The sequence below is a fragment of the Streptomyces sp. TM32 genome, from assembly GCF_004122755.1.
In the GTDB taxonomy this organism is placed as follows: domain Bacteria; phylum Actinomycetota; class Actinomycetes; order Streptomycetales; family Streptomycetaceae; genus Streptomyces; species Streptomyces sioyaensis.
Genome location: NZ_SDIG01000064.1, coordinates 1 through 19,518, shown reverse-complemented (window position 1 = coordinate 19,518; position 19,518 = coordinate 1). Strand labels below are relative to the sequence as shown.

14 protein-coding genes and 1 pseudogene are annotated in these 19,518 nt (G+C 69.2%); 6 read left to right on the top strand and 9 right to left on the bottom strand.

What is annotated here, in order from left to right; genetic code table 11:
- Positions 1 to 173: 173 nt before the first annotated feature.
- Positions 174 to 3,590 (top strand): GH92 family glycosyl hydrolase, encoded by a 3,417-nt coding sequence (locus EST92_RS16355; protein WP_129281668.1) that lies wholly within the window; start codon positions 174 to 176, stop codon positions 3,588 to 3,590.
- 43 nt (positions 3,591 to 3,633) lie between these two features.
- Here the strand turns inward: EST92_RS16355 and EST92_RS16350 are convergent, their stop codons facing one another.
- Complete coding sequence (locus EST92_RS16350; RefSeq protein WP_161981744.1) at positions 3,634 to 4,557, bottom strand: ArsR family transcriptional regulator; 924 nt, start codon at positions 4,555 to 4,557, stop codon at positions 3,634 to 3,636.
- A gap of 232 nt (positions 4,558 to 4,789) precedes the next feature.
- Here EST92_RS16350 and EST92_RS16345 point away from each other — a divergent pair, with 232 nt between their 5' ends.
- Positions 4,790 to 5,158, top strand: coding sequence for a hypothetical protein (locus EST92_RS16345; RefSeq protein ID WP_129281666.1), 369 nt, complete (start codon positions 4,790 to 4,792; stop codon positions 5,156 to 5,158).
- Between the two features lie 81 nt (positions 5,159 to 5,239).
- Here EST92_RS16345 and acnA read toward each other — a convergent pair whose 3' ends face one another.
- Together acnA and EST92_RS16335 are read right to left on the bottom strand one after the other, a co-directional pair.
- The gene (gene acnA, locus EST92_RS16340) at positions 5,240 to 7,954 is read right to left on the bottom strand and encodes an aconitate hydratase AcnA (protein ID WP_129281665.1); all 2,715 of its coding nucleotides are present in this window, start codon (positions 7,952 to 7,954) and stop codon (positions 5,240 to 5,242) included.
- Positions 7,955 to 8,286: 332 nt separating this feature from the next.
- Positions 8,287 to 8,664, bottom strand: a pseudogene (locus EST92_RS16335) (class I SAM-dependent methyltransferase); the annotation flags it as partial.
- A 249-nt stretch (positions 8,665 to 8,913) separates the two neighbouring features.
- On the opposite strand from EST92_RS16335, the gene EST92_RS16325 reads away from it, so the two are divergent.
- The 3 genes from EST92_RS16325 (at position 8,914) to EST92_RS16315 (ending at position 11,865) form a co-directional block, all read left to right on the top strand.
- Positions 8,914 to 9,270 carry a YciI family protein gene (locus EST92_RS16325; protein WP_129281663.1) on the top strand — a complete coding sequence of 119 codons (357 nt, stop codon included), beginning with the start codon at positions 8,914 to 8,916 and terminating at the stop codon, positions 9,268 to 9,270.
- Positions 9,271 to 9,546: 276 nt separating this feature from the next.
- On the top strand, positions 9,547 to 10,431 hold the full coding sequence (sigJ, locus tag EST92_RS16320; protein WP_129281662.1) for an RNA polymerase sigma factor SigJ: 885 nt from the start codon (positions 9,547 to 9,549) through the stop codon (positions 10,429 to 10,431).
- A 138-nt stretch (positions 10,432 to 10,569) separates the two neighbouring features.
- Positions 10,570 to 11,865 (top strand): MFS transporter, encoded by a 1,296-nt coding sequence (locus EST92_RS16315; RefSeq protein ID WP_254068849.1) that lies wholly within the window; start codon positions 10,570 to 10,572, stop codon positions 11,863 to 11,865.
- Between the two features lie 101 nt (positions 11,866 to 11,966).
- Here the strand turns inward: EST92_RS16315 and EST92_RS16310 are convergent, their stop codons facing one another.
- The gene (locus EST92_RS16310; protein WP_129281660.1) at positions 11,967 to 12,326 is read right to left on the bottom strand and encodes a GntR family transcriptional regulator; all 360 of its coding nucleotides are present in this window, start codon (positions 12,324 to 12,326) and stop codon (positions 11,967 to 11,969) included.
- A gap of 1 nt (position 12,327) precedes the next feature.
- Complete coding sequence (locus EST92_RS16305; protein ID WP_129281659.1) at positions 12,328 to 13,320, bottom strand: DUF1648 domain-containing protein; 993 nt, start codon at positions 13,318 to 13,320, stop codon at positions 12,328 to 12,330.
- An 88-nt stretch (positions 13,321 to 13,408) separates the two neighbouring features.
- On the opposite strand from EST92_RS16305, the gene EST92_RS16300 reads away from it, so the two are divergent.
- Positions 13,409 to 14,938 (top strand): UDP-N-acetylglucosamine 1-carboxyvinyltransferase, encoded by a 1,530-nt coding sequence (locus EST92_RS16300; RefSeq protein WP_129281658.1) that lies wholly within the window; start codon positions 13,409 to 13,411, stop codon positions 14,936 to 14,938.
- Positions 14,939 to 15,460: 522 nt separating this feature from the next.
- Here EST92_RS16300 and EST92_RS16295 read toward each other — a convergent pair.
- The 4 genes from EST92_RS16295 to EST92_RS16275 form a co-directional block, all read right to left on the bottom strand.
- Positions 15,461 to 16,399 (bottom strand): hypothetical protein, encoded by a 939-nt coding sequence (locus tag EST92_RS16295; protein ID WP_154073977.1) that lies wholly within the window; start codon positions 16,397 to 16,399, stop codon positions 15,461 to 15,463.
- A gap of 1,719 nt (positions 16,400 to 18,118) precedes the next feature.
- Entirely contained in the window at positions 18,119 to 18,568 is a 450-nt protein-coding gene (locus EST92_RS16285) for a hypothetical protein (RefSeq protein ID WP_129281655.1), read from the bottom strand.
- 108 nt (positions 18,569 to 18,676) lie between these two features.
- Entirely contained in the window at positions 18,677 to 19,090 is a 414-nt protein-coding gene (locus tag EST92_RS16280; RefSeq protein ID WP_129281654.1) for a hypothetical protein, read from the bottom strand.
- Positions 19,090 to 19,518, bottom strand: a 429-nt coding sequence (locus EST92_RS16275) for a hypothetical protein (protein ID WP_216849105.1), incomplete at its 5' end; no start/stop codon positions are given. The genes EST92_RS16275 and EST92_RS16280, both read right to left, overlap by 1 nt.

The following is a 19,518-nucleotide window of genomic DNA, read 5'->3' as shown; positions in this document are numbered from 1 at the left end:
CCGGTATGCGGGGGATTTTCCGGTCGTCACCCCCGGGCGCGCCGGCCGGCACGACCGACCCACCGATCCCGGCGCCACCCTTGACACCAAAGCCCCCTACGCACGTTACTTATCTCTGCTTAGCTAGGCGCCACCCAACTGACAACGATGTCACCCTGGTTGAGAGGGCTCGCGTGCGGCTCAGACACCGGCACCGTCCACTGCGCGGGATCGCCCGCCCCGCCGCTCTCGTGGCGGCCGCTCTGCTCGTCGTCACCGGGCCCGGACCGGCCGGTACAGCCCAGGCCGCACCGCCCCAACGTCCCCACGTGGCAACGGAGTTCCACTCGTCCTTGGAGGCCGGTGACCCCCAGCCGGACTGGCACGACGCCGTCGAGACCGGGCCCGACGGACGGCCCAGGGTCTTAGGCGTCACCCAGGAGACCGCCCCCGCGGCGCCCGGGATGAGCACCGGCACCGACACCGGCCCCGGCGACTCCCCGACCGCCAAAGCGCACGCCGGCTTCAGCGGCGGCCACGCGCTGCGCTACGCCGGCACCCACACCGCCGGTGGCCGCGGCTATGCGTACAACAAGGTGTTCGATGTCAGCATCCCCGTCACCGCGGACACGTCGCTCTCGTACGAGATCTTTCCGGAGATGGCGCGGAGCGACGCGGACTATCCGGCGACCCATGCGGCCCTCGATCTGGCCTTCACCGACGGCACCTACCTCAGCGAGCTGTCCGCCGTCGACCAGCACGGCGCACCGCTGACCCCGCAGGGGCAGGGCGCCTCCAAGACGCTCTACGTCAACCAGTGGAACCACCGGGAGTCGCGGATCGGCGCGGTCGCCGCGGGCAGGACGGTCGCCCGCATCCTGGTCGCCTACGACGCGCCGAGGGCCCCGCGGACCACCACGGCCTTCCGCGGCTGGGTCGATGACATCACCCTCGGTCCGGCCGCCCCGGACACACCGCTCGGCCACCTCTCCGACTACGCCGTCACCACCCGCGGCACGCTCTCCAGCGGCAGCTTCTCGCGCGGCAACACCTTCCCCGCCACCGCCGTCCCCAACGGCTTCACCTTCTGGACCCCGGTGACCAACGCGGGCTCCGCCGACTGGCTCTACGAATACGCGCGGAAGAACAACGCCGACAACCTGCCCACCCTCCAGGCCTTCAGCGCCAGCCATGAGCCGAGTCCGTGGATGGGCGACCGGCAGACCTTCCAGGTCATGCCGTCCGTCGCGGCCGACACCCCGGACGCCTCGCGCACCGGCCGGGCGCTGCCCTTCCACCACAGCAACGAGACCGCGAAGCCGCACTACTACGGCGTGACCTTCGACAACGGCCTCAAGACGGAGATCACCCCGACCGATCACGCCGCGCTGATGCGCTTCACCTTCCCCGGCGACCGGGCGAGCCTGATCTTCGACAACGTCAACAACAAGGGCGGCCTGAGCCTGGACACCGAGCGCGGCGTCGTCACCGGCTTCTCGGACGTCAAGAGCGGGCTCTCCGTAGGCGCCACCCGGCTCTTCGTCTACGGCGTCTTCGACGCGCCGGTCACCGGCGGCGGCAGGCTCGACAACGGCGGGGGCCCGGACGTCACCGGCTACCTCCGCTTCCGGCCCGGCGCGGACCGCACCGTGACCATGCGGATCGCGACCTCCCTGATCAGCGTGGACCAGGCGAAGGCGAATCTGGCCCGGGAGATCCCCGCCGACGCCACCTTCGCCGGGATCCAGGACCGGGCGCAGGCGCAGTGGGACGACCTCATGGGCCGGATCGAGGTCCAGGGCGCGAGCCGCGACCAGCTCACCACCCTCTACTCCAACCTCTACCGCCTCTACCTCTACCCCAACTCCGGCTCCGAGACGGTCGGTTCGCGCAGCCGCTATGCCAGCCCCTTCTCGCCGCAGACCGGCCAGGACACCCCGACCCACACCGGTTCGAAGATCGTCGACGGTGCGATCTACGTCAACAACGGCTTCTGGGACACCTACCGGACCACCTGGCCCGCCTATTCGCTGCTCACCCCGGAACGGGCCGGGAAAATGGTCGACGGCTTCGTGCAGCAGTACAAGGACGGCGGCTGGATCTCCCGATGGTCGTCGCCCGGTTATGCGGACCTCATGACCGGTACGAGTTCCGATGTGGCCTTCGCCGATGCCTACCTCAAGGGCGTGCCGTTCGACGCCGAGGCGGCCTACGCCGCGGCCGTCAAGAACGCCACCGTCGCCCCGCCGAACTCCGGAGTCGGCCGCAAGGGCATGACCACGTCCCCCTTCCTCGGCTATACCAGCACCGACACCCGCGAGGGAATGTCCTGGGCGCTGGAGGGCTATCTCAACGACTTCGGTATTTCCCGTATGGGCCAGGCTCTGTACGAGAAGACCAAAAAGCCCCGCTACAAGGAAGAATCGGCGTATTTCCTGGGCCGCGCCCAGAACTACGTCCGGCTCTTCGACGCGAAGGCCGGCTTCTTCCAGGGCAAGGACGCCCACGGCAACTGGCGACTGCCCGCGGATCGGTTCGACCCCCGCGTCTGGGGCTACGACTACACCGAGACCAACGCCTGGACCGCCGCCTTCACCGCGCCCCAGGACACCCGCGGGCTGGCCAACCTCTACGGCGGCCGCTCGGGCCTGGCCAAGAAGCTGGACGCCTACTTCTCCACCCCGGAGACCGCGGCCAAGGAATTCGCCGGCTCCTACGGCCAGGTGATCCACGAAATGACCGAGGCCCGCGACACCCGGATGGGCATGTACGGGCACAACAATCAGCCGGCGCACCACATCGGCTACCTGTACGACTCCGCCGGGCAGCCCTGGAAGACCCAGGAAAAGGTCCGCGAGGCGATGTCCCGGCTCTATCTCGGCAGTGAGATCGGCCAGGGATATCCGGGGGACGAGGACAACGGCGAAATGTCCGCGTGGTACGTCTTCAGCTCTCTGGGCTTCTATCCGCTGGTGATGGGCCAGGGTGAATACGCGGTCGGGTCCCCGCTGTTCACCAAGGCCACCGTCCATCTGGAGAACGGGCGGGATCTCACCATCAACGCCCCGCACAACTCGGCGCGCAACGTCTACGTCCAGCGGCTCACGCTCGACGGCAAGCCGTGGAATTCCACCGCCCTGCCGCACCACCTCCTGGCCCGCGGCGGCACCCTGGACTTCACCATGGGCCCCGAGCCGTCCGCCTGGGGTACCGGCGCGCACGCGGCGCCCACCTCGATCACCAAGGACGACAAGGTCCCCACCCCACCCCGGGACCTGACCGGCCCCGAAGGCGGCCCGCTGTACGACAACACCTCCGACACCTCGGCCGACCTGACCGATGCCCCGGTGGACCTCGCCCGGCCCGCCCGGGTCACCTCGTACACCCTCACGTCGGCGGACCGCGCCTGGGCACCGTCCGGCTGGACGCTGGAGGGCTCCGCCGACGGGCAGCGGTGGACACAGCTGGACCGCCGCGAGGGGGAGGCCTTCGCCTGGGACCGCCAGACCCGCGTCTTCGGCATCGGCCGGCCGGGCAGCTACCGGCACTACCGGGTGGTGCCCGACGGCAAGGGGACCCTCGCCGAGGTCGAGCTGCTCGGGAGGCGGTGAATTCCGAGCCTGAACTGAGACCAGGCGGTGGCGGCGTTCGCGCTCATGCCCTCCCGTGTGCAAGGAGGTCCAGGCCGAGGGCTGTGCACCAGTGCCACATGGCCTTGCCGTCACGCCGGGAGACGATCAGTCCGGCTTCGCGGAGGATCTTGGCCTGCATGGACGCGGCCGCTGGGCTGACCGCGAGTTCACGGGCGAGGTCGGTGGTGGTGTGCTCCCGGACGAGCAGGCGCAGGGCCCGCCCCCGGGTACTGCCGACCAGGGCGCTCAGCGGGTCTGCGGGGGTCGAGGTGTCCCGGAGCGGCAGTGGGATGACGGCCGGGTAGATCAGGAGAAGCCGCCCGTCGGGGTGCGGCGCCGCCACGAGGTGGTCGGCCCAGAACAGGGACGGCTGCAAGGTGATGCCGCGCCCGTGCAGCGTGAGATCGAGATCGCGGGGGAAGGCCGCTTCCAGGGTCATGCCGCGCCAGCGGACGGACGGTGCCAGCCCCGTCAGGGCGGCATGCAGGCCCTGCTGGGCAAGGATGCGGGAACGCCAGGCGGTTTCGGCGTGGAAGCCGGCCTGGATACGGGGCCACTCCTCGGCGATGACACTGGCATGGCCGGTATGGACGGCCAGTTCGAGGATCTGCCAGGCGTCCCGGTCCCGGTCGGCGAGGTGGCGCACCCACGGAGTGAGCGGACGGTCGATCGCGCACATCCGGCGCAACTCCGCGCGGACCCGGTCACGGGGCGTGGACAGGATCTGATCCATGCCTTCTTCGAGGTCGCCGCTGGGCGGGTCCAGGAACAGCGGCCCGGCACCCAGCGGGGAGACCAACTGCAACATGGGGTGTGCCGTCCGTGGGAGGGACCGGGCCACGCGCCGCCGCCACGGGCTGAACACCGGGTGCCCGTCCCGACGCTGCAGCATCTGCATGGCCATGCCGAGTTCCAGCAACGGCGCCGGCCGGTCAGCGACCGTCACCCGCAAGAGATCCTCTGAAGTGCAGTGAATGCGTAACACGCCGCTCCCCCCGGACGATTCAGCCCCCGCTGAAAGCATCCCGCAGCTCTGCTGGAACGGCGAGCCTGTAGGCGACAACCAGCAACGGGCCCTCACCGCTGACGTCACCAGCCGCCGCTCCGCCACGGTCCGACGGACCGCACGTGCGCGACGGCGCCATGAGGGCCCCGCAGGAAGGCAACGGAAGGCAAACATGATGCTTCGTCTGCGCAGGATGGCAATGGCCACGGCCTGTACGGCCGCACTGGCCGGTTCGTTGACGCTCGGGGCCGGGGTGGCTTTCGCCGGGAGCAACGGTCAGCAGATCCATTTCCAGGACAGGCAGCACAAGGTGGCGTCCATCTGGCTGGACGGCAAGAACCAGGACGGTCGGTCCGTGCGGTTCTGCTGGATGACACCGGCGCCGGACACCTACATCCGTGACAACTGGTGGGTCGGCAGGATGGAGATCACGGAGTTCCGGAATCGGCATTGCGACCACGAGAACAATGGGGTGGTCGGCTACCTGCACCCGAACGTTCCACGCTTGCAGGAAAGCGACTGGTACCTGGTGCACAACTGACCCCAGCGCACCTCCGGGCAAGCGGAACGGGCCGCACCCCCTCGGTCGAGGGAGTGCGGCCCGTCCTGCCGGCGCGGGGACCTACTTGCGCAGCAGCGAGCGCAGCACGTACTGCATGATGCCGCCGTTGCGGTAGTAGTCCGCCTCACCGGGGGTGTCGATGCGGACGACCGCGTCGAACTCGACACCGCTGTCCGTGGTGACCTTGACGGTGCGCGGCGTGGTGCCGTCGTTCAGCCCGGTCACGCCGGAGACCGCGAAGGTCTCCTCGCCGGTCAGACCGAGGGACTCGGCGGACTGGCCCTCCGGGAACTGGAGCGGCAGGACGCCCATGCCGATGAGGTTCGAGCGGTGGATGCGCTCGTAGGACTCGGCGACGACGGCCTTGACGCCGAGGAGCGCGGTGCCCTTGGCGGCCCAGTCGCGGGACGAGCCGGAGCCGTACTCCTTGCCGGCCAGGATGACCAGCGGGGTACCGGCGGCCTGGTAGTTCTGCGAGGCGTCGTAGATGAACGACACCGGACCGCCGTCCTGGGTGAAGTCGCGGGTGTAGCCGCCCTCGGTGCCCGGCGCGATCTGGTTGCGCAGGCGGATGTTGGCGAAGGTGCCGCGGATCATGACCTCGTGGTTACCACGGCGGGAGCCGTAGGAGTTGAAGTCGCGACGCTCGACGCCGTGCTCGGTGAGGTACTTGCCGGCCGGGGTGTCGGCCTTGATCGCACCGGCCGGGGAGATGTGGTCGGTGGTGACCGAGTCGCCCAGCTTGGCCAGCACGCGCGCACCGGCGATGTCCTGGACCGGCGACGGCTCCATCGCCATGCCCTCGAAGTACGGGGGCTTACGGACGTAGGTGGACTGCGGGTCCCACTCGAAGGTGTTGCCGGTCGGGATCGACAGCGCCTGCCACTGGGCGTCGCCCGCGAAGACGTCCTGGTAGGACTTGTTGAACATGTCCTCGCCGATGGCATTGGCCACGACGTCGTTGACCTCGGCCTCGGAGGGCCAGATGTCCTTCAGGTGGACCGGGTTGCCGTCCTGGTCGGTGCCGAGCGCGTCCTTGGTGATGTCCACCTTCATGGAGCCCGCGAGGGCGTACGCGACGACCAGCGGCGGGGACGCCAGGTAGTTCATCTTGACGTCGGGGTTGATCCGGCCCTCGAAGTTGCGGTTGCCGGAGAGCACCGACGTGACGGCCAGGTCGTGGTCGTTGACGGCCTTGGAGACCTCCTCCGGCAGCGGGCCGGAGTTGCCGATGCAGGTGGTGCAGCCGTAGCCGACGAGGTTGAAGCCGACCTTGTCGAGGTACGGGGTCAGACCGGCCTTGTCGAAGTAGTCGGTGACCACCTTCGAGCCCGGGGCGAGGGTGGTCTTGACCCACGGCTTGCGGGTCAGGCCCTTCTCCACGGCCTTCTTCGCGACCAGCGCGGCGGCGACCATGACGTACGGGTTCGAGGTGTTGGTGCAGGAGGTGATGGCCGCGACCGTCACCGCACCGTGGTCGATCTCGTAGGTCGAGCCGTCGGGGGCGGTGACCGTGGTCGGGCGGCTCGGCACGCCGTTGGTGGCGGCCGGGGCGTCGGAGGCCGGGAAGGACTCCTCGCCCGCCTCGTCCGCGTCGGAGACGTAGTTGAGGACATCGCGCTCGAACTGCGTGGCGGCCTCGGCCAGGACGATCCGGTCCTGCGGGCGCTTCGGGCCGGCGATCGACGGGACGACCGTCGACAGGTCCAGCTCCAGCTTCTCGGAGAAGTCGGGCTCGGCGGCCGGGTCGAGCCAGAGGCCCTGCTCCTTGGCGTACGCCTCGACGAGCGCGACCTGCTGGGCGTCGCGGCCGGTCAGGCGCAGGTAGTTCAGGGTCTCCTCGTCGATCGGGAAGATCGCTGCGGTGGAGCCGAACTCCGGCGACATGTTGCCGATGGTGGCGCGGTTGGCCAGCGAGGTGGCGGCGACACCCTCGCCGTAGAACTCGACGAACTTGCCGACGACACCGTGCTTGCGCAGCATCTCGGTGATGGTCAGCACGAGGTCGGTGGCGGTGGTGCCCGGCGTGAGCTCACCGGTCAGCTTGAAGCCGACCACGCGCGGGATGAGCATCGAGACCGGCTGGCCGAGCATCGCGGCCTCGGCCTCGATGCCGCCGACACCCCAGCCCAGCACGCCGAGGCCGTTGACCATGGTGGTGTGCGAGTCGGTGCCGACGAGGGTGTCGGGGTAGGCCTGGCCGTTGCGGACCATGACCGTACGGGCCAGGTGCTCGATGTTGACCTGGTGGACGATGCCGGTGCCCGGGGGGACGACCTTGAACTCGTCGAATGCGGTCTGGCCCCAGCGCAGGAACTGGTAGCGCTCCTTGTTGCGGCCGTACTCCAGCTCGACGTTCTGGCCGAAGGCGTCCGCCGTACCGAACTTGTCGGCGATGACGGAGTGGTCGATGACCAGCTCGGCCGGGGCCAGCGGGTTGATCTTCGCCGGGTCGCCGCCGAGCTCCTTGACGGCCTCACGCATGGTCGCGAGGTCCACGACACACGGCACCCCGGTGAAGTCCTGCATGATCACGCGGGCCGGCGTGAACTGGATCTCCTGGCTGGGCTGGGCCTGCGAGTCCCAGCCGCCGAGCGCCCGGATGTGGTCGGCGGTGATGTTCGCGCCGTCCTCGGTGCGGAGCAGGTTCTCCAGCAGCACCTTCAGGCTGTAGGGAAGACGCGCGGCGCCTTCGACCTTGTCCAGCCGGAAGATCTCGTACGACTCGTCGCCCACCTGCAGCGTGCTGCGGGCGTCGAAGCTGTTCGCCGACACGACAGTCTCCTTCATGCATGAATTCGCGCGTACCGCCGCAATGCTGCCGTCACAGCTCCTTGCCCCATCCACTAAGGTTGGCCTAACTTAGGCATGCCTTACTGGCGCGGCAGCGGTACGCCTCTCGGTAGATATCTCGATGTCGAGATAACTCTAATACATCGCCGCGTCGGGGTCATGCCCTGACCTTCGGCGTCCTGCCCCGGGATATGGGTGAGCCGCCCCTTATCGACCGGTGATCACCACCGGCCCCGCACGCCTCACGTGCCCGTGGAGCCCGTCCGGGCCCGTCCGGCCACCAGCAGGTCGACCACGTAGCGCTCCTCCACCCCGCGCAGGGCCTCCGGGACCGAGCGGCCGGTGTCGGTCCACTGCCAGGACTGTGCGTACGTGATCAGGTCATGGGAGGCGTCGGCCAGCGGCAGGGCGTTGCCGTCGCCCCGCACGACCGGCACGTCGGGCAGCGCCTGGCGGCACTGCGCGGCCATGCTGTCGCCGGGCTCGACGGCGATCACGTCGGCGCCGCGCTCGGACAAGAGGGCGGTGGCGATTCCGGTGCCCGCGCCGAGGTCGGCGACGCGGCTCCCGGCGAGCGGGCGCCCCATGAACTCCTCGATCGCCTCCAGGAGGGCGGACGGATAGGAGGGGCGGGCGGCCGCGTACCGGGCGGCGGCCTTGTTGAACGACTGGGCTCGCGCGATCGCAGACATCCGCCCATCGTCGCCTCTCCCCGCCTCGTGCGGGCCCCGGACGGCCACACCGGGACGTGGCCGGGCCGGCGCGGCGACGTCCGGGCGACGCGCGGGCTCCGCGCCTCACCCCCGGCGGGAGGCCCCTGCGGTGGCCGCCCCGGAAAAATCTCAGAAGAATTCCGGGAAAGGTGTCGATCCGGCCGTCTCCCGTTCGACGCACGGGTGAGAGGCGGGGACCGGCCCCGCCCTCCCGACCGAGGAGTGACCATGCCGCGCTTTCTGACGATGATCCGCATCGACGAGCAGAACGTCCCCGCCGAAGGCCCCGGCCCCGAGTTCGAGGGGCGGATGGCCGCCCTGTTGGAGGAGATCACCAAGGCGGGAGTCATGCTGGACACGGCCGGCCTCACCCCGACCTCCGAGGGCACCCGGGTCACCTGGTCCGACGGGAAGCTCCACTGGACCGACGGACCGTTCACCGAGACCAAGGAGGTCATCGGCGGCTACGCCCTGACCCAGTGCAAGGACAAGGCCGAGGCCCTGGAGTGGACCAAGCGGTTCCTCCAGATCCACCCGGAGCACTGGACGGTCACGGCCGAGGTCCGCGAGATCGCCGAGGGCTGACCCGGGGCCCTGACCCGGACGCCGTCAAGACCCTTCGTCCGCACGTCGCGCCCCCCGCTCGGCCACGGCGCCCTCGTGGCCGAGCGCCTGCCGCGTCCGTGGCGTACGGGCGCTACAGGTCCTCCGGGCACTACGGGCGCTACGGGCAGGGGCACACGCGCGCTCCGGGCGGGGAAAGCATGCCCGTAGCCTCCCTCCTGTCACATGCGCCCCGTCGGATGCGTCAGGACGGTGACGGACCCTACCGGGGAGCGAAACGGGGGAAGGATGAGGGCGATGGATGAGCACGAGTGGCTGGCGGAGCGCTTCGAGGAGAACCGGAGCCATCTTCGGTCGGTGGCCTACCGGATGCTCGGGTCGCTGACCGAGGCGGAGGACGCCGTCCAGGAGGCCTGGCTGCGGCTCGACCGGTCCGGTGCGGACGGGGTGGAGAATCTGGGCGGCTGGCTGACGACGGTCGTGGGGCGGGTGTGCCTGGACCAGTTGCGCCGGCGCACGGCACGGCGCGAGGACCCGCTCGAGGTGCATGTCCCCGAGCCGGTCGTGCGCCGGCTGGACGCCGACGGCCCGGAGGACGCGGCGGTGCTGGCCGACTCCGTCGGGCTGGCGCTGCTCGTCGTCCTGGAGACCCTCTCCCCCGCCGAGCGGCTGGCCTTCGTCCTGCACGACATGTTCGCGATGCCCTTCGACGAGATCGCGCCGATCGTCGACCGCACGCCCGCCGCCGCCCGGCAGCTCGCCAGCCGGGCCCGGCGGCGCGTGCAGGGCACCGCCCCGGCCCCCGATCCCGATCTCACCCGGCAGCGGGAGGTCGTCGACGCCTTCCTCGCCGCCTCCCGCGGCGGCGACTTCGATGCGCTGCTCGCCGTCCTCGACCCGGACGTGGTGCTGCGCGCCGACGCCGGTGCCGCGCGCGGCGGGCTGTCGAAGCTGGTCCGCGGGGCGCGGGCGGTCGTCGAACAGGCGCTGATGTTCTCCCGGCTCGCGCCGTTCGCCCGGCCCGCGCTGGTCAACGGCGCACCCGGGCTGGTCACGGCGCGGGGCGGGGTGCCGCTCTCCGTCATGGGCTTCACCATCGCCCACGGCAAGGTCGTCGAGATCAATATCCTCGCCGATCCGGCCCGGCTGGAACGGCTGGACCTGACGTTCCTCGACGACTGAGGACGGCCGGGCCCGTGGGCGATGTGCGCGCTGGCGGGGAGGCGGGCCGGGCCCGGCCGGAGGCGGGCCACGGCACGGCCGACCTGACCTATGCCCATATCCCGCATGGACAAGGGAAGTTGGCCCTACGCTGACGCCGTGACGGCCACCCCGGAACCCGCGCCCCCACACCCGTCCCCGCCGCTGACCGCGCTGCCCGCCGGCCCTCCTCTCTGGCGCGACCGGCGGTTCGTGCTGCTCACCGCCGCCCGCACGATCTCGGTCCTCGGCAACGGCTTCGCCCGGGTGGCGCTGTCCTTCGCCGTCCTGGCGCTGCCGGGGGCCGGGCCCGGGCAGCTGTCCCTGGTGCTGGCCTGCCAGGCGGTGCCGCAGCTGGCGTTCGTCCTCCTCGGCGGGGTGCTGGCGGACCGGGCGTCGCGCTCCCGGCTGATGATCGTCGCCGATCTCGTGGGCGCGGCCGCCTACGCCGGGCTCGCCGCGATGGTGCTGACGGGGCATGCGCCGCTGTGGGCGATGTGCGCGCTGGCCGCGCTGGCGGGGACGGCCACCGCGCTGTTCTCCCCCGCGATGGACGGCGTCATTCCGCTGCTCGTCCCCACCGGACGGCTGCAACGGGCGAACGGGCTGCTGCGGGTCGGGACGAACAGCTCGATGCTGCTGGGGCTGGCCCTGTCGGGTGTGGTCGTGGCACTCGTCGGCGCCGGCTGGGCACTGGCCCTCAACGCCGCCTCGTTCGTGGTGAGCGCGCTGCTGATCCGCGGCCTCCGGCTGGACGCACGGGTCCGGCCGAGGGCGTCGGGGTGGTCGGAACTGCGGGACGGATGGCGGGAGTTCGCCGGTCGGCAGTGGCTGTGGGTCGTCGTGGTGCAGTACGCGGTCGTCGTCGCCGCGCTCAACGCCAACGCCGGGGTGCTGGGACCGCTGGCAACCGAAGGCGGGCTGGGCGGTGCGCGCTCCTGGTCCCTGATCGTCGCCGCGCAGGCGCTCGGCACCATCATGGGCGCCGGGCTGGCCGCTCGTCTCCGGGTGCACCGTCCGGTCCTGGTCGCCGTACTGGCCACCTTCCCGGCGGCGCTCCCGATCGCCCTGCTCGCCGTGCGCGCACCGGTGCCGCTCATCGCGCTCGCCATGTTCGGTTCGGGCATCGCCGCCGACGTCTTCGGGGTGCTGTGGGCGACCACCCTCCAGCGGGAGGTCCCCGAGACGGCGCTGTCCCGCGTCAGCTCCTACGACTGGTTCGGCTCACTGGCCTTCGCACCGCTCGGCCTGCTGGTCGCGGGGCCGGTCGCGGCACACCTCGGCGTGGGCCGTGCGCTCGCCGGCTGCGCCGCGCTGATCGTCCTCGCCACGGCCGCCGCCCTGCTCTCCCCGCAGGTCCGCGGCCTCCGCCCGCCCCGGCCGGCACCCGGCGACCAGGCACCGGACGGCCCCTGAACGCGCGGCGCGGCGGAGCCGACCCGGGTGCGCCCGCCGCCACCCGCCCGCACTCCGCGGCGGCGGGCACCATCCCGCCGCACTCACCGTCCCGCTGCCACTCACCGACCCGCCAGCCCCGCCCGTACCACCGTGACGATCTCCTCGTCGGAGAGCCCCAGATGACGGGCCTCGGCGATCAGCCGCTCGGCGGTCTCCCCCAGGCGGGCGCGGGCCGGAGAGGCGGAGCCGGTGACCACCGCACCGCGGCCGCGGCGGAGTTCGATCAGCCCCTCCTCCTTGAGGCGCTGATAACCCCGCAGCACGGTATGGACGTTCACGCCGAGGGACGCGGCGAGTTCGCGGGCGGCCGGCAGCCGCTCCCCGGCGTCCACCGTGCCGTCGGCGAGGGCGCCGCGGACACAGGCCGCGATCTGGTCGCCGAGCGGTACGGACGAGCCGGGATCGACCCGGAAGAGCACCTCAGCCTCCTTGCCGCGAACGGGCGCGGTCGGTGTACGTATTGAGCAGTGCGGCAGCGGTCTCGGCATCATCGACCGTCACCACGAACTCCCTGCCGTTGGTCAGCCGTACCACCATGCCCTCCCCCGAGCGCAGCACGAAGCCGCTGCGGCCGGCCCGGATGCGGTAGCCCCAGCCGCCGAACTCGGCGAAGCAGGCGATCCGTCGGCTGCCGGCCTCCTCGATGCGGTCCAGGGGTATGCGCCGGAAACGGCAACGAGCGGACAGCAGCGTCGGGGCGAGGGTCAGCCCGCGCCGGTCCACGGTCACCCGTACCGAGGCCAGCGGCAGGGACACGGCAGCGCCGAACAGCAGGCCCGCGCCGGCGATCCAGCCGGCGAGGAGGCCGGAGAGCACCCCGGCGGCGAGCAGCAGACCGCCGAGTACGACCAGCGGGGGCGAGCTGATGGTGCGCGACCAGCCGGCCGTCGCGGCGACGGGAAGGTCGAGCCGGGACACCGCACCGCGCGGCCGCCGGGGCGCGACGGGCGCCGCACCGGCGAGCAGCCGCCCCAGCGCCCCGGCGCACAGCGCCACCACGAAGCTGAGGAACAGCTCCCACTGCGGCACCCGGACGGCCGACACGTCGGCCGCGTCGGCGTTGCTGAGCAGCGTCACGCAAACGGCGTAACCGGTGGCGGAGGCGGTGGCGTAGCCGCCGGCGATCACCCACGGCACCTCGGGGGCCTCCGGCCGCAGCTGGAGGAGGAGGCCGACCACGGCACCGAGGAGGAGGAACAGGGCGAGGGATTCGGTGAGAAAGCCGTGGACGGAGGTGAAGCCGTCGGCCCGGCCGCCGAACCCGAAGTGGGTGGCGAGCGGATCGGGCAGCCGACGGGACACCGCCGTGTAGATGCCGGCGAACGCCAGGAGCACGGCGAGGAAGGGACCGGCGGCGATCACGTTCCGCGGCCGGCTGGTCAGGGGCGGGACAGTACGCAATGCACTCTTCATGACTCCCTCTCAGTTGTTCGCATAGTAGGAGAACAACCCAGGCAATGGCAATTGCGTACCCATCTCATATCTGAGATACGGTCACCCCATGGCAGACGACTACCTCGTACGCATCGGCAGGCTCATCCGTGACGCCCGGCAGCACCGTGGCTGGACACAGACGCAGCTTGCCGAGGCTCTGGGCACCAGCCAGAGTGCGGTGAACCGCATCGAACGCGGGAATCAGAACATCAGCCTTGAGATGATCGCCCGAATCGGCGAGGCGCTCGACAGCGAAATCGTCTCGCTCGGTTATGCCGGGCCGATGCATCTGCGGGTGGTCGGCGGCCGCCGACTGTTCGGCAGCATCGACGTGAAGACGAGCAAGAACGCCTGCGTGGCGCTGCTGTGCGCCACGCTGCTGAACGCCGGCCGCACAACTCTGCGGCGGGTGGCCCGCATTGAGGAGGTCTACCGCATCCTCGAAGTGCTGGGCAGCATCGGCGTCCGGACCCGGTGGATCAACGACGGCAACGACCTGGAGATCGTGCCGCCCGCCGAGCTCGACCTCGCCTCGATGGACACCGAGGCGGCCCGCCGCACCCGCAGCGTCATCATGTTCCTCGGCCCGCTGCTGCACCGGATGGACCACTTCAAACTGCCCTACGCGGGCGGCTGCGACCTCGGCACCCGGACCGTGACCCCGCACATGACGGCGCTGCGGCACTTCGGGCTGGAGATCACCGCGACCGACGGCACCTACCTCGCCGAGGTGGACCGCAGCGTCGCCCCCAAGCGCGCCATCGTACTGACCGAACGCGGCGACACCGTCACCGAGAACGCGCTGCTGGCCGCCGCCCGCCACGACGGCGTCACCGTCATCCGCAACGCCTCCTCCAACTACATGGTCCAGGACCTGTGTTTCTTCCTGGAGGAGCTGGGCGTCCGGGTCGACGGCATCGGCACCACCACGCTCACCGTCCACGGCGCCGCGCAGATCGAACGCGATGTGGACTTCGCGCCGTCCGAGGACCCGGTCGAGGCGATGAGCCTGCTGGCGGCGGCTGTGGTGACCGAGTCGGAACTCACCATCCGCCGGGTCCCGGTCGAGTTCCTGGAGATCGAGCTGGCCGTGCTGGAGGAGATGGGCCTGGACCACGAGCGCAGCCGGGAGTACGCCGCCGACAACGGCCGCACCCGGCTGATCGATCTGACGGTACGCCCGTCGAAGCTCCAGGCCCCGCTGGACAAGATCCACCCGATGCCCTTCCCGGGCCTCAACATCGACAACGTCCCCTTCTTCGCGGCCATCGCGGCCAGCGCCCAGGGCCAGACCCTCATCCACGACTGGGTCTACGACAACCGCGCCATCTACCTGACGGACCTCAACCGCCTCGGCGCCCAGGTCAAGCTGCTCGACCCGCACCGGGTCCTGGTCGACGGCCCGACCCGCTGGCGCTCCGCGGAAATGATGTGCCCCCCGGCCCTGCGCCCGGCCGTCGTCGTCCTCCTGGCCATGATGGCCGCCGAGGGCACCTCCGTCCTGCGCAACGTCTACGTCATCAACCGCGGTTACGAGGACCTGGCGGAGCGGCTCAACTCGATCGGGGCGCAGATCGAGATCTTCCGGGACATCTGAGAACTCTGCGAAAGAGTGCCGCCGCCCCCTGTCTACCTTGCCGAACAGCCACATCAACCGCACGGCGCGCGCCCCCCAGGGCTGCCGCGCCCTCGACCAGCCAGTGCACTCCGCCCGGATCGTGCTCCGTGGTGTCGAGGACTACCGCGAGCAGGCACAGCCCGGAGACCACCAATGTCGCGCTGAGAATGCTCATCCAATTCCGCCGGAATTCCGGCCCCTGTTGAGGGTGCGTACGCAACACCCGCATCCGGGGACCTGTGGCCGCGGCGTATAGGGTCACGGCCGCAGTGATGAAGCTGCCGATGATCGCGACGACGGTCGCCGTTGTCGTATAGACCGCGATCCTCTGCTCTCTGTCGGGCCATCCCAGCACATCGCCCGCGCCCGTGATCCGTACAGTCGCCACGTGCAGACCGACCACTGCACCTGCGATCGCCAGATCCACCACTGGTCGCCTCACCCAGCGCCGCCACAGCCAATTCAGCACGTCGCCCCCCAACCTCAGCCCTGAACTGCTGCTCAGGCTAGCGGCCGATACTGACAAGCTTCCTGTAGCGCCTGCTCATGCGTACGGGCTGCCGCAAAGATCTCGTCGACGGCGTACCGCAGATCGACCGACCGTCCGTCGGTGAAGGCGAGCGGGACATCGCACTGGGCCGTGATGCGATGGGCAAGGAAGTCGAGCGGCTCGTACTCAAGGGACTGACGGTGCGGGTCCCGGACTGCAACCCTGCCGGTCACGGACCGGATCACTCCGGACTCGTCCACCCATTCGTCCAGATCCGGCATGAACTGGAGTACATCAGTGCGCAGTTCGGTCGCGGCCCGATTCCTGCGCATCGCGGAGAGCCTGCTGCCACGCTGGGGAACCTTCAGCGAGAGCGTGATGGAGGTGGCGGGATGCCGTTGCCCGAAACTCCGCAGTGAATCAGCAAGGCCGCCGTGGACGCTCAAAGCACCGACAGTATCCGCCGGAGCCCCCTCCAACTGCACGGTGAACTCGGTGACCGCCTCGATGCGGTTGAGCTTCTCTCGGGCTCGCGCGTGGATGACCGGCTTGAGCACCACCTCACCCCAGGGCAGGCCAACGCCGTTCAGCCACTTGGTGATGGCACTCACCCGCGGCGCCGAGAAGCCGCCGGGCAGGACCCCAATGATGTTGGCGTACGGAAGGAAGCAAACCGTCGCATGGACGACATCCTTGCCTGCCGCGACCTGAAGTGCCTCGATCGTTCCGTTGCTCCGATCAAGCTGGTGCGGCACCTCACCGGTGATCTTGGCGAGTTGCAAATGATCAACAGGGACAGCTGAGTCGATCACCCCAACCAGCTGATCGTCCGCGCTGCGCACCACGCACTCGTACGACTCTGAGGCCGCGACCCGGTCGAGGAAGCTCCGCCAGTCCTGGTGCTCCATGCGCGGCTGACCGCGCATGGCCGCCACGACCTCGAAGAACAAAACCGTTCGCGAGTGGTATCGGGCCAAGGCCTCGGCAACCGGTCAGCTTTGCCTCCCCGCCGTGGACACTCGCGCTATCCATGGGCTCAAGTTCAGTGCCGCGCTCCCTCAGCGGCTTGCAGAGGCCACACTCGCCGCGCGTCTCGCGGATCTCGATGGCGCATCGGCTGCACTCAAGGAAGCCTCAAGGTTCGTGGCTGCGGGCGATTGAGCGACCCCGAAGGGCTGCACCGGTGAGTGGAACATCTTTCAAGCCGCGGTCGGCGTGGGACGTGGCATCTCCCCCTGGCTCAACCGGGCGCACTACACCCTGCGCGGGATCGGGGCGCGGATCACGCCCCTGAACGCGATCTGGACCTTCACGACGGTCCCTGCCTGCACGAGTACAACGCCGGAAGGCTGCTGACCTCGAATGTCGTGCTCGAAAACGGCACCGAAGCCGGCGCCTTCGGTGCGTTCAACTACCGGCCTGGCATGACGTTGGCCGACTGTGCCTGCGCTCACTGATGGGCCTCGGCGACACATGGCACATCGAGAACACTGGCCCATGGGCATATCCAGGACCCGGCAGCCGGAACGAAGCCTGCAGAGGGGCAGAAGAATCCCTGGAAGAGGCGGTCGACGGCCGCACCGCGAGTACCGGGAGCGTCAGGAGGAAGCCAGGCCCATCGTCCAGCGCCGGCTCCGCGAGGGTCTTCACGGCCTCCCGCACCGCTCCTGGGAGCACCGCTTGACGGACACCCCGCGCTTCATCCTCGCTCCGGTGGCCCTCGAAGCCACCACACCCGAGACCTGCCTGGCGGTGGAAGCCGACGATCTGCTCCCACGTTGACCAACGCCGAGAACCACGCAGTACTGCGGAAGGGCGCACGTGTGCGCACACCGTGCAGGCACACGCTGCATGGGCCGCTGCCGCTAGGAACGCCCTGAGACGCCCAGCTGCATCAACAGTCAGGTGCGTGAAACAGCCAAAAGGCCATTCATGCTGGTCAGCGCCCCGCAACTTCTCATCGCCGCAGGTCACAGACCCCGCCGCCCTCTTCCGGAACATCTGACGGCGTTCGTGTGGAGTCCGCTGCTCTGTTCTTGACGTACACCAGCGCGAGGTAGAAAGCCCTCGCGTCAACGCCCCTTGCAGGAAACAGCATTCCGTCATGGTGAGGACACGGGTCGTTGGCGTGCGGGAGTGAGGTCGGGAGGGCGGCGACTCCCGGATATAGCCAAGAATCCCCCATTCCCGGCAGTCGGCGCACCGGACTCCCGGGCGCCGACTCCTCTCTCCGCAGTCGCTACGGGGGATGCGAAGGTGAAGCCCTCCGAGTCGTGAAGGTGCCGGCTCCGGCCCCCGCCCGGTGGTCATTGATCAACGTCACCTGGTGTCAACAACACTCGTGATCAGGGCGCCTGGCTGAGCGAACTCTTATTCTCCCGCGTATCACGTGCATCCAGTCCGGAACTTCACACCGTGGAACTCGCTCAACGAAGCGCAATATGTGCGTGATTCGACGCCCACATCTACGCAACGGTTCCGCGAGTCGTTGCACAGAGGTGCCCTCAGGGCTACCCAGTCATCTCTGGCAGGTGCACGACGACGGCTACGGGGCCGTGTCGCTCCATCACGTTTCAGGGATCACGCGGCAGCCCTTGTGGTCAGCTCAACGGCGGCGGAAACCAAGGGCTCCCGCCGCCCATCAAGGGGTCATCCCGTTGTGCGGAAGATTACCCCCCCCCCCCGCGCATCCAGTCGGGCGATTTCACGCCCCAGAACTCGTTGAGTGCCAGGCAGAAAGAACGGGATTCCCTGCCCAGTTCCCCCCAGATCAGCTGAAGATCAAAGCCCCTGTCCCAAGCCATCAGCAGCGGCTCGAGGAAACCGGTTCCCACAGCGGTGCGGTCCTCGTGACCTTCGGTGGCCATAATACGTTCCAGGACTCCGAGGACTTTCCTGCGCTCCTCCACGGACATCGTGGGAACATTTCTACGGAATGCGCCGGCGAGCAAACCCAGGCGTGCGGTCAGCGGCGGAACGTCCTCCTCGTCCCGCTCCGTGGGAAGAACCGGGTCTTCATTATCAGGTTCGTTCTGCCACTCGCGGACTTCCTCGCGGTCGCTCTCGGCGAGGACCTTGCTCGTGTCGAGGAGTTCACCCCACCAGGCAGGTATGGACACCCAGGCTATCCCTCCCGTGAATTCGACGGCTCGCGGATCACATTCCGCATTGAAAGTGGGACGCTGCCGCGCGGGCAACACCCCACTCCCCGAGCCCGCGTGACTCTCTTACTTCCTACTCATCCAGTCCGGCATTTTCACTCCATGAAACTCGTTCAACGAAATACAGTACGTGCGCGATTCGAGGCCCATGTCTTCCCATATGGCCCGGAGGTCGAATCCCTCGTCCCAGGCTCCGAGTACCACTTCGAAGAACCCGGTCGCCACGGCCGTACCTTCCTGTTCGTTTCCGGAAGCCTGCACATCCTCCAATATCGAGAGAATGCGGCGCCGCTGGTCGGGAGAAATGCTCGCGATATTCGCGACGAACGCCTGCCCGAGGTCGCCCAGACGGATGGTGAGCGGTTGCTCTTCTTCCTGATGCGGGGTGAGGCGTCGCCATCTGGCCTGGCTCCGCACGTCCTCGGCTGCGAGCTCCGGACTGATGTCCAGCAGGGAGGTCCACCATTGGGGTTCGGGCATCACAGTCTCGGCTTTCCCTCTAGAGCGTTTTCCAGGTCCCGCAGCAGGTCGGTTGCGACCTTGTAGTCGGGCAACTTTTCGTCCGGGTTGGCGCGCATCCACTTCCGCAGAAAGTTGATGTTGTCCTGGGCCTTTTGCAGATGCCCTCGACCGCCCACCTTACCATTGGTGAGAATCTCCCAACGTGCAGCGGCCGCAGTGCTTCCATTTCCCACCACTGCGTTCGGCCGGAACATTTTATCCACCTGGCGTGCCAAATCAGGATCGGAAACGAGCGGCTTGGACATTTCAGAACGGAGGATCGCCTTGTACTGCTCGTGCAGGAATCGGTTGTGCGCCAGCTGGTCCATGGGGCGCAACTCGCCGGCGAGCCACCTCCAACCAAACTTCCTGCCAAGCGGCTTGAACAGTCTGGCCAGTCCGGACCC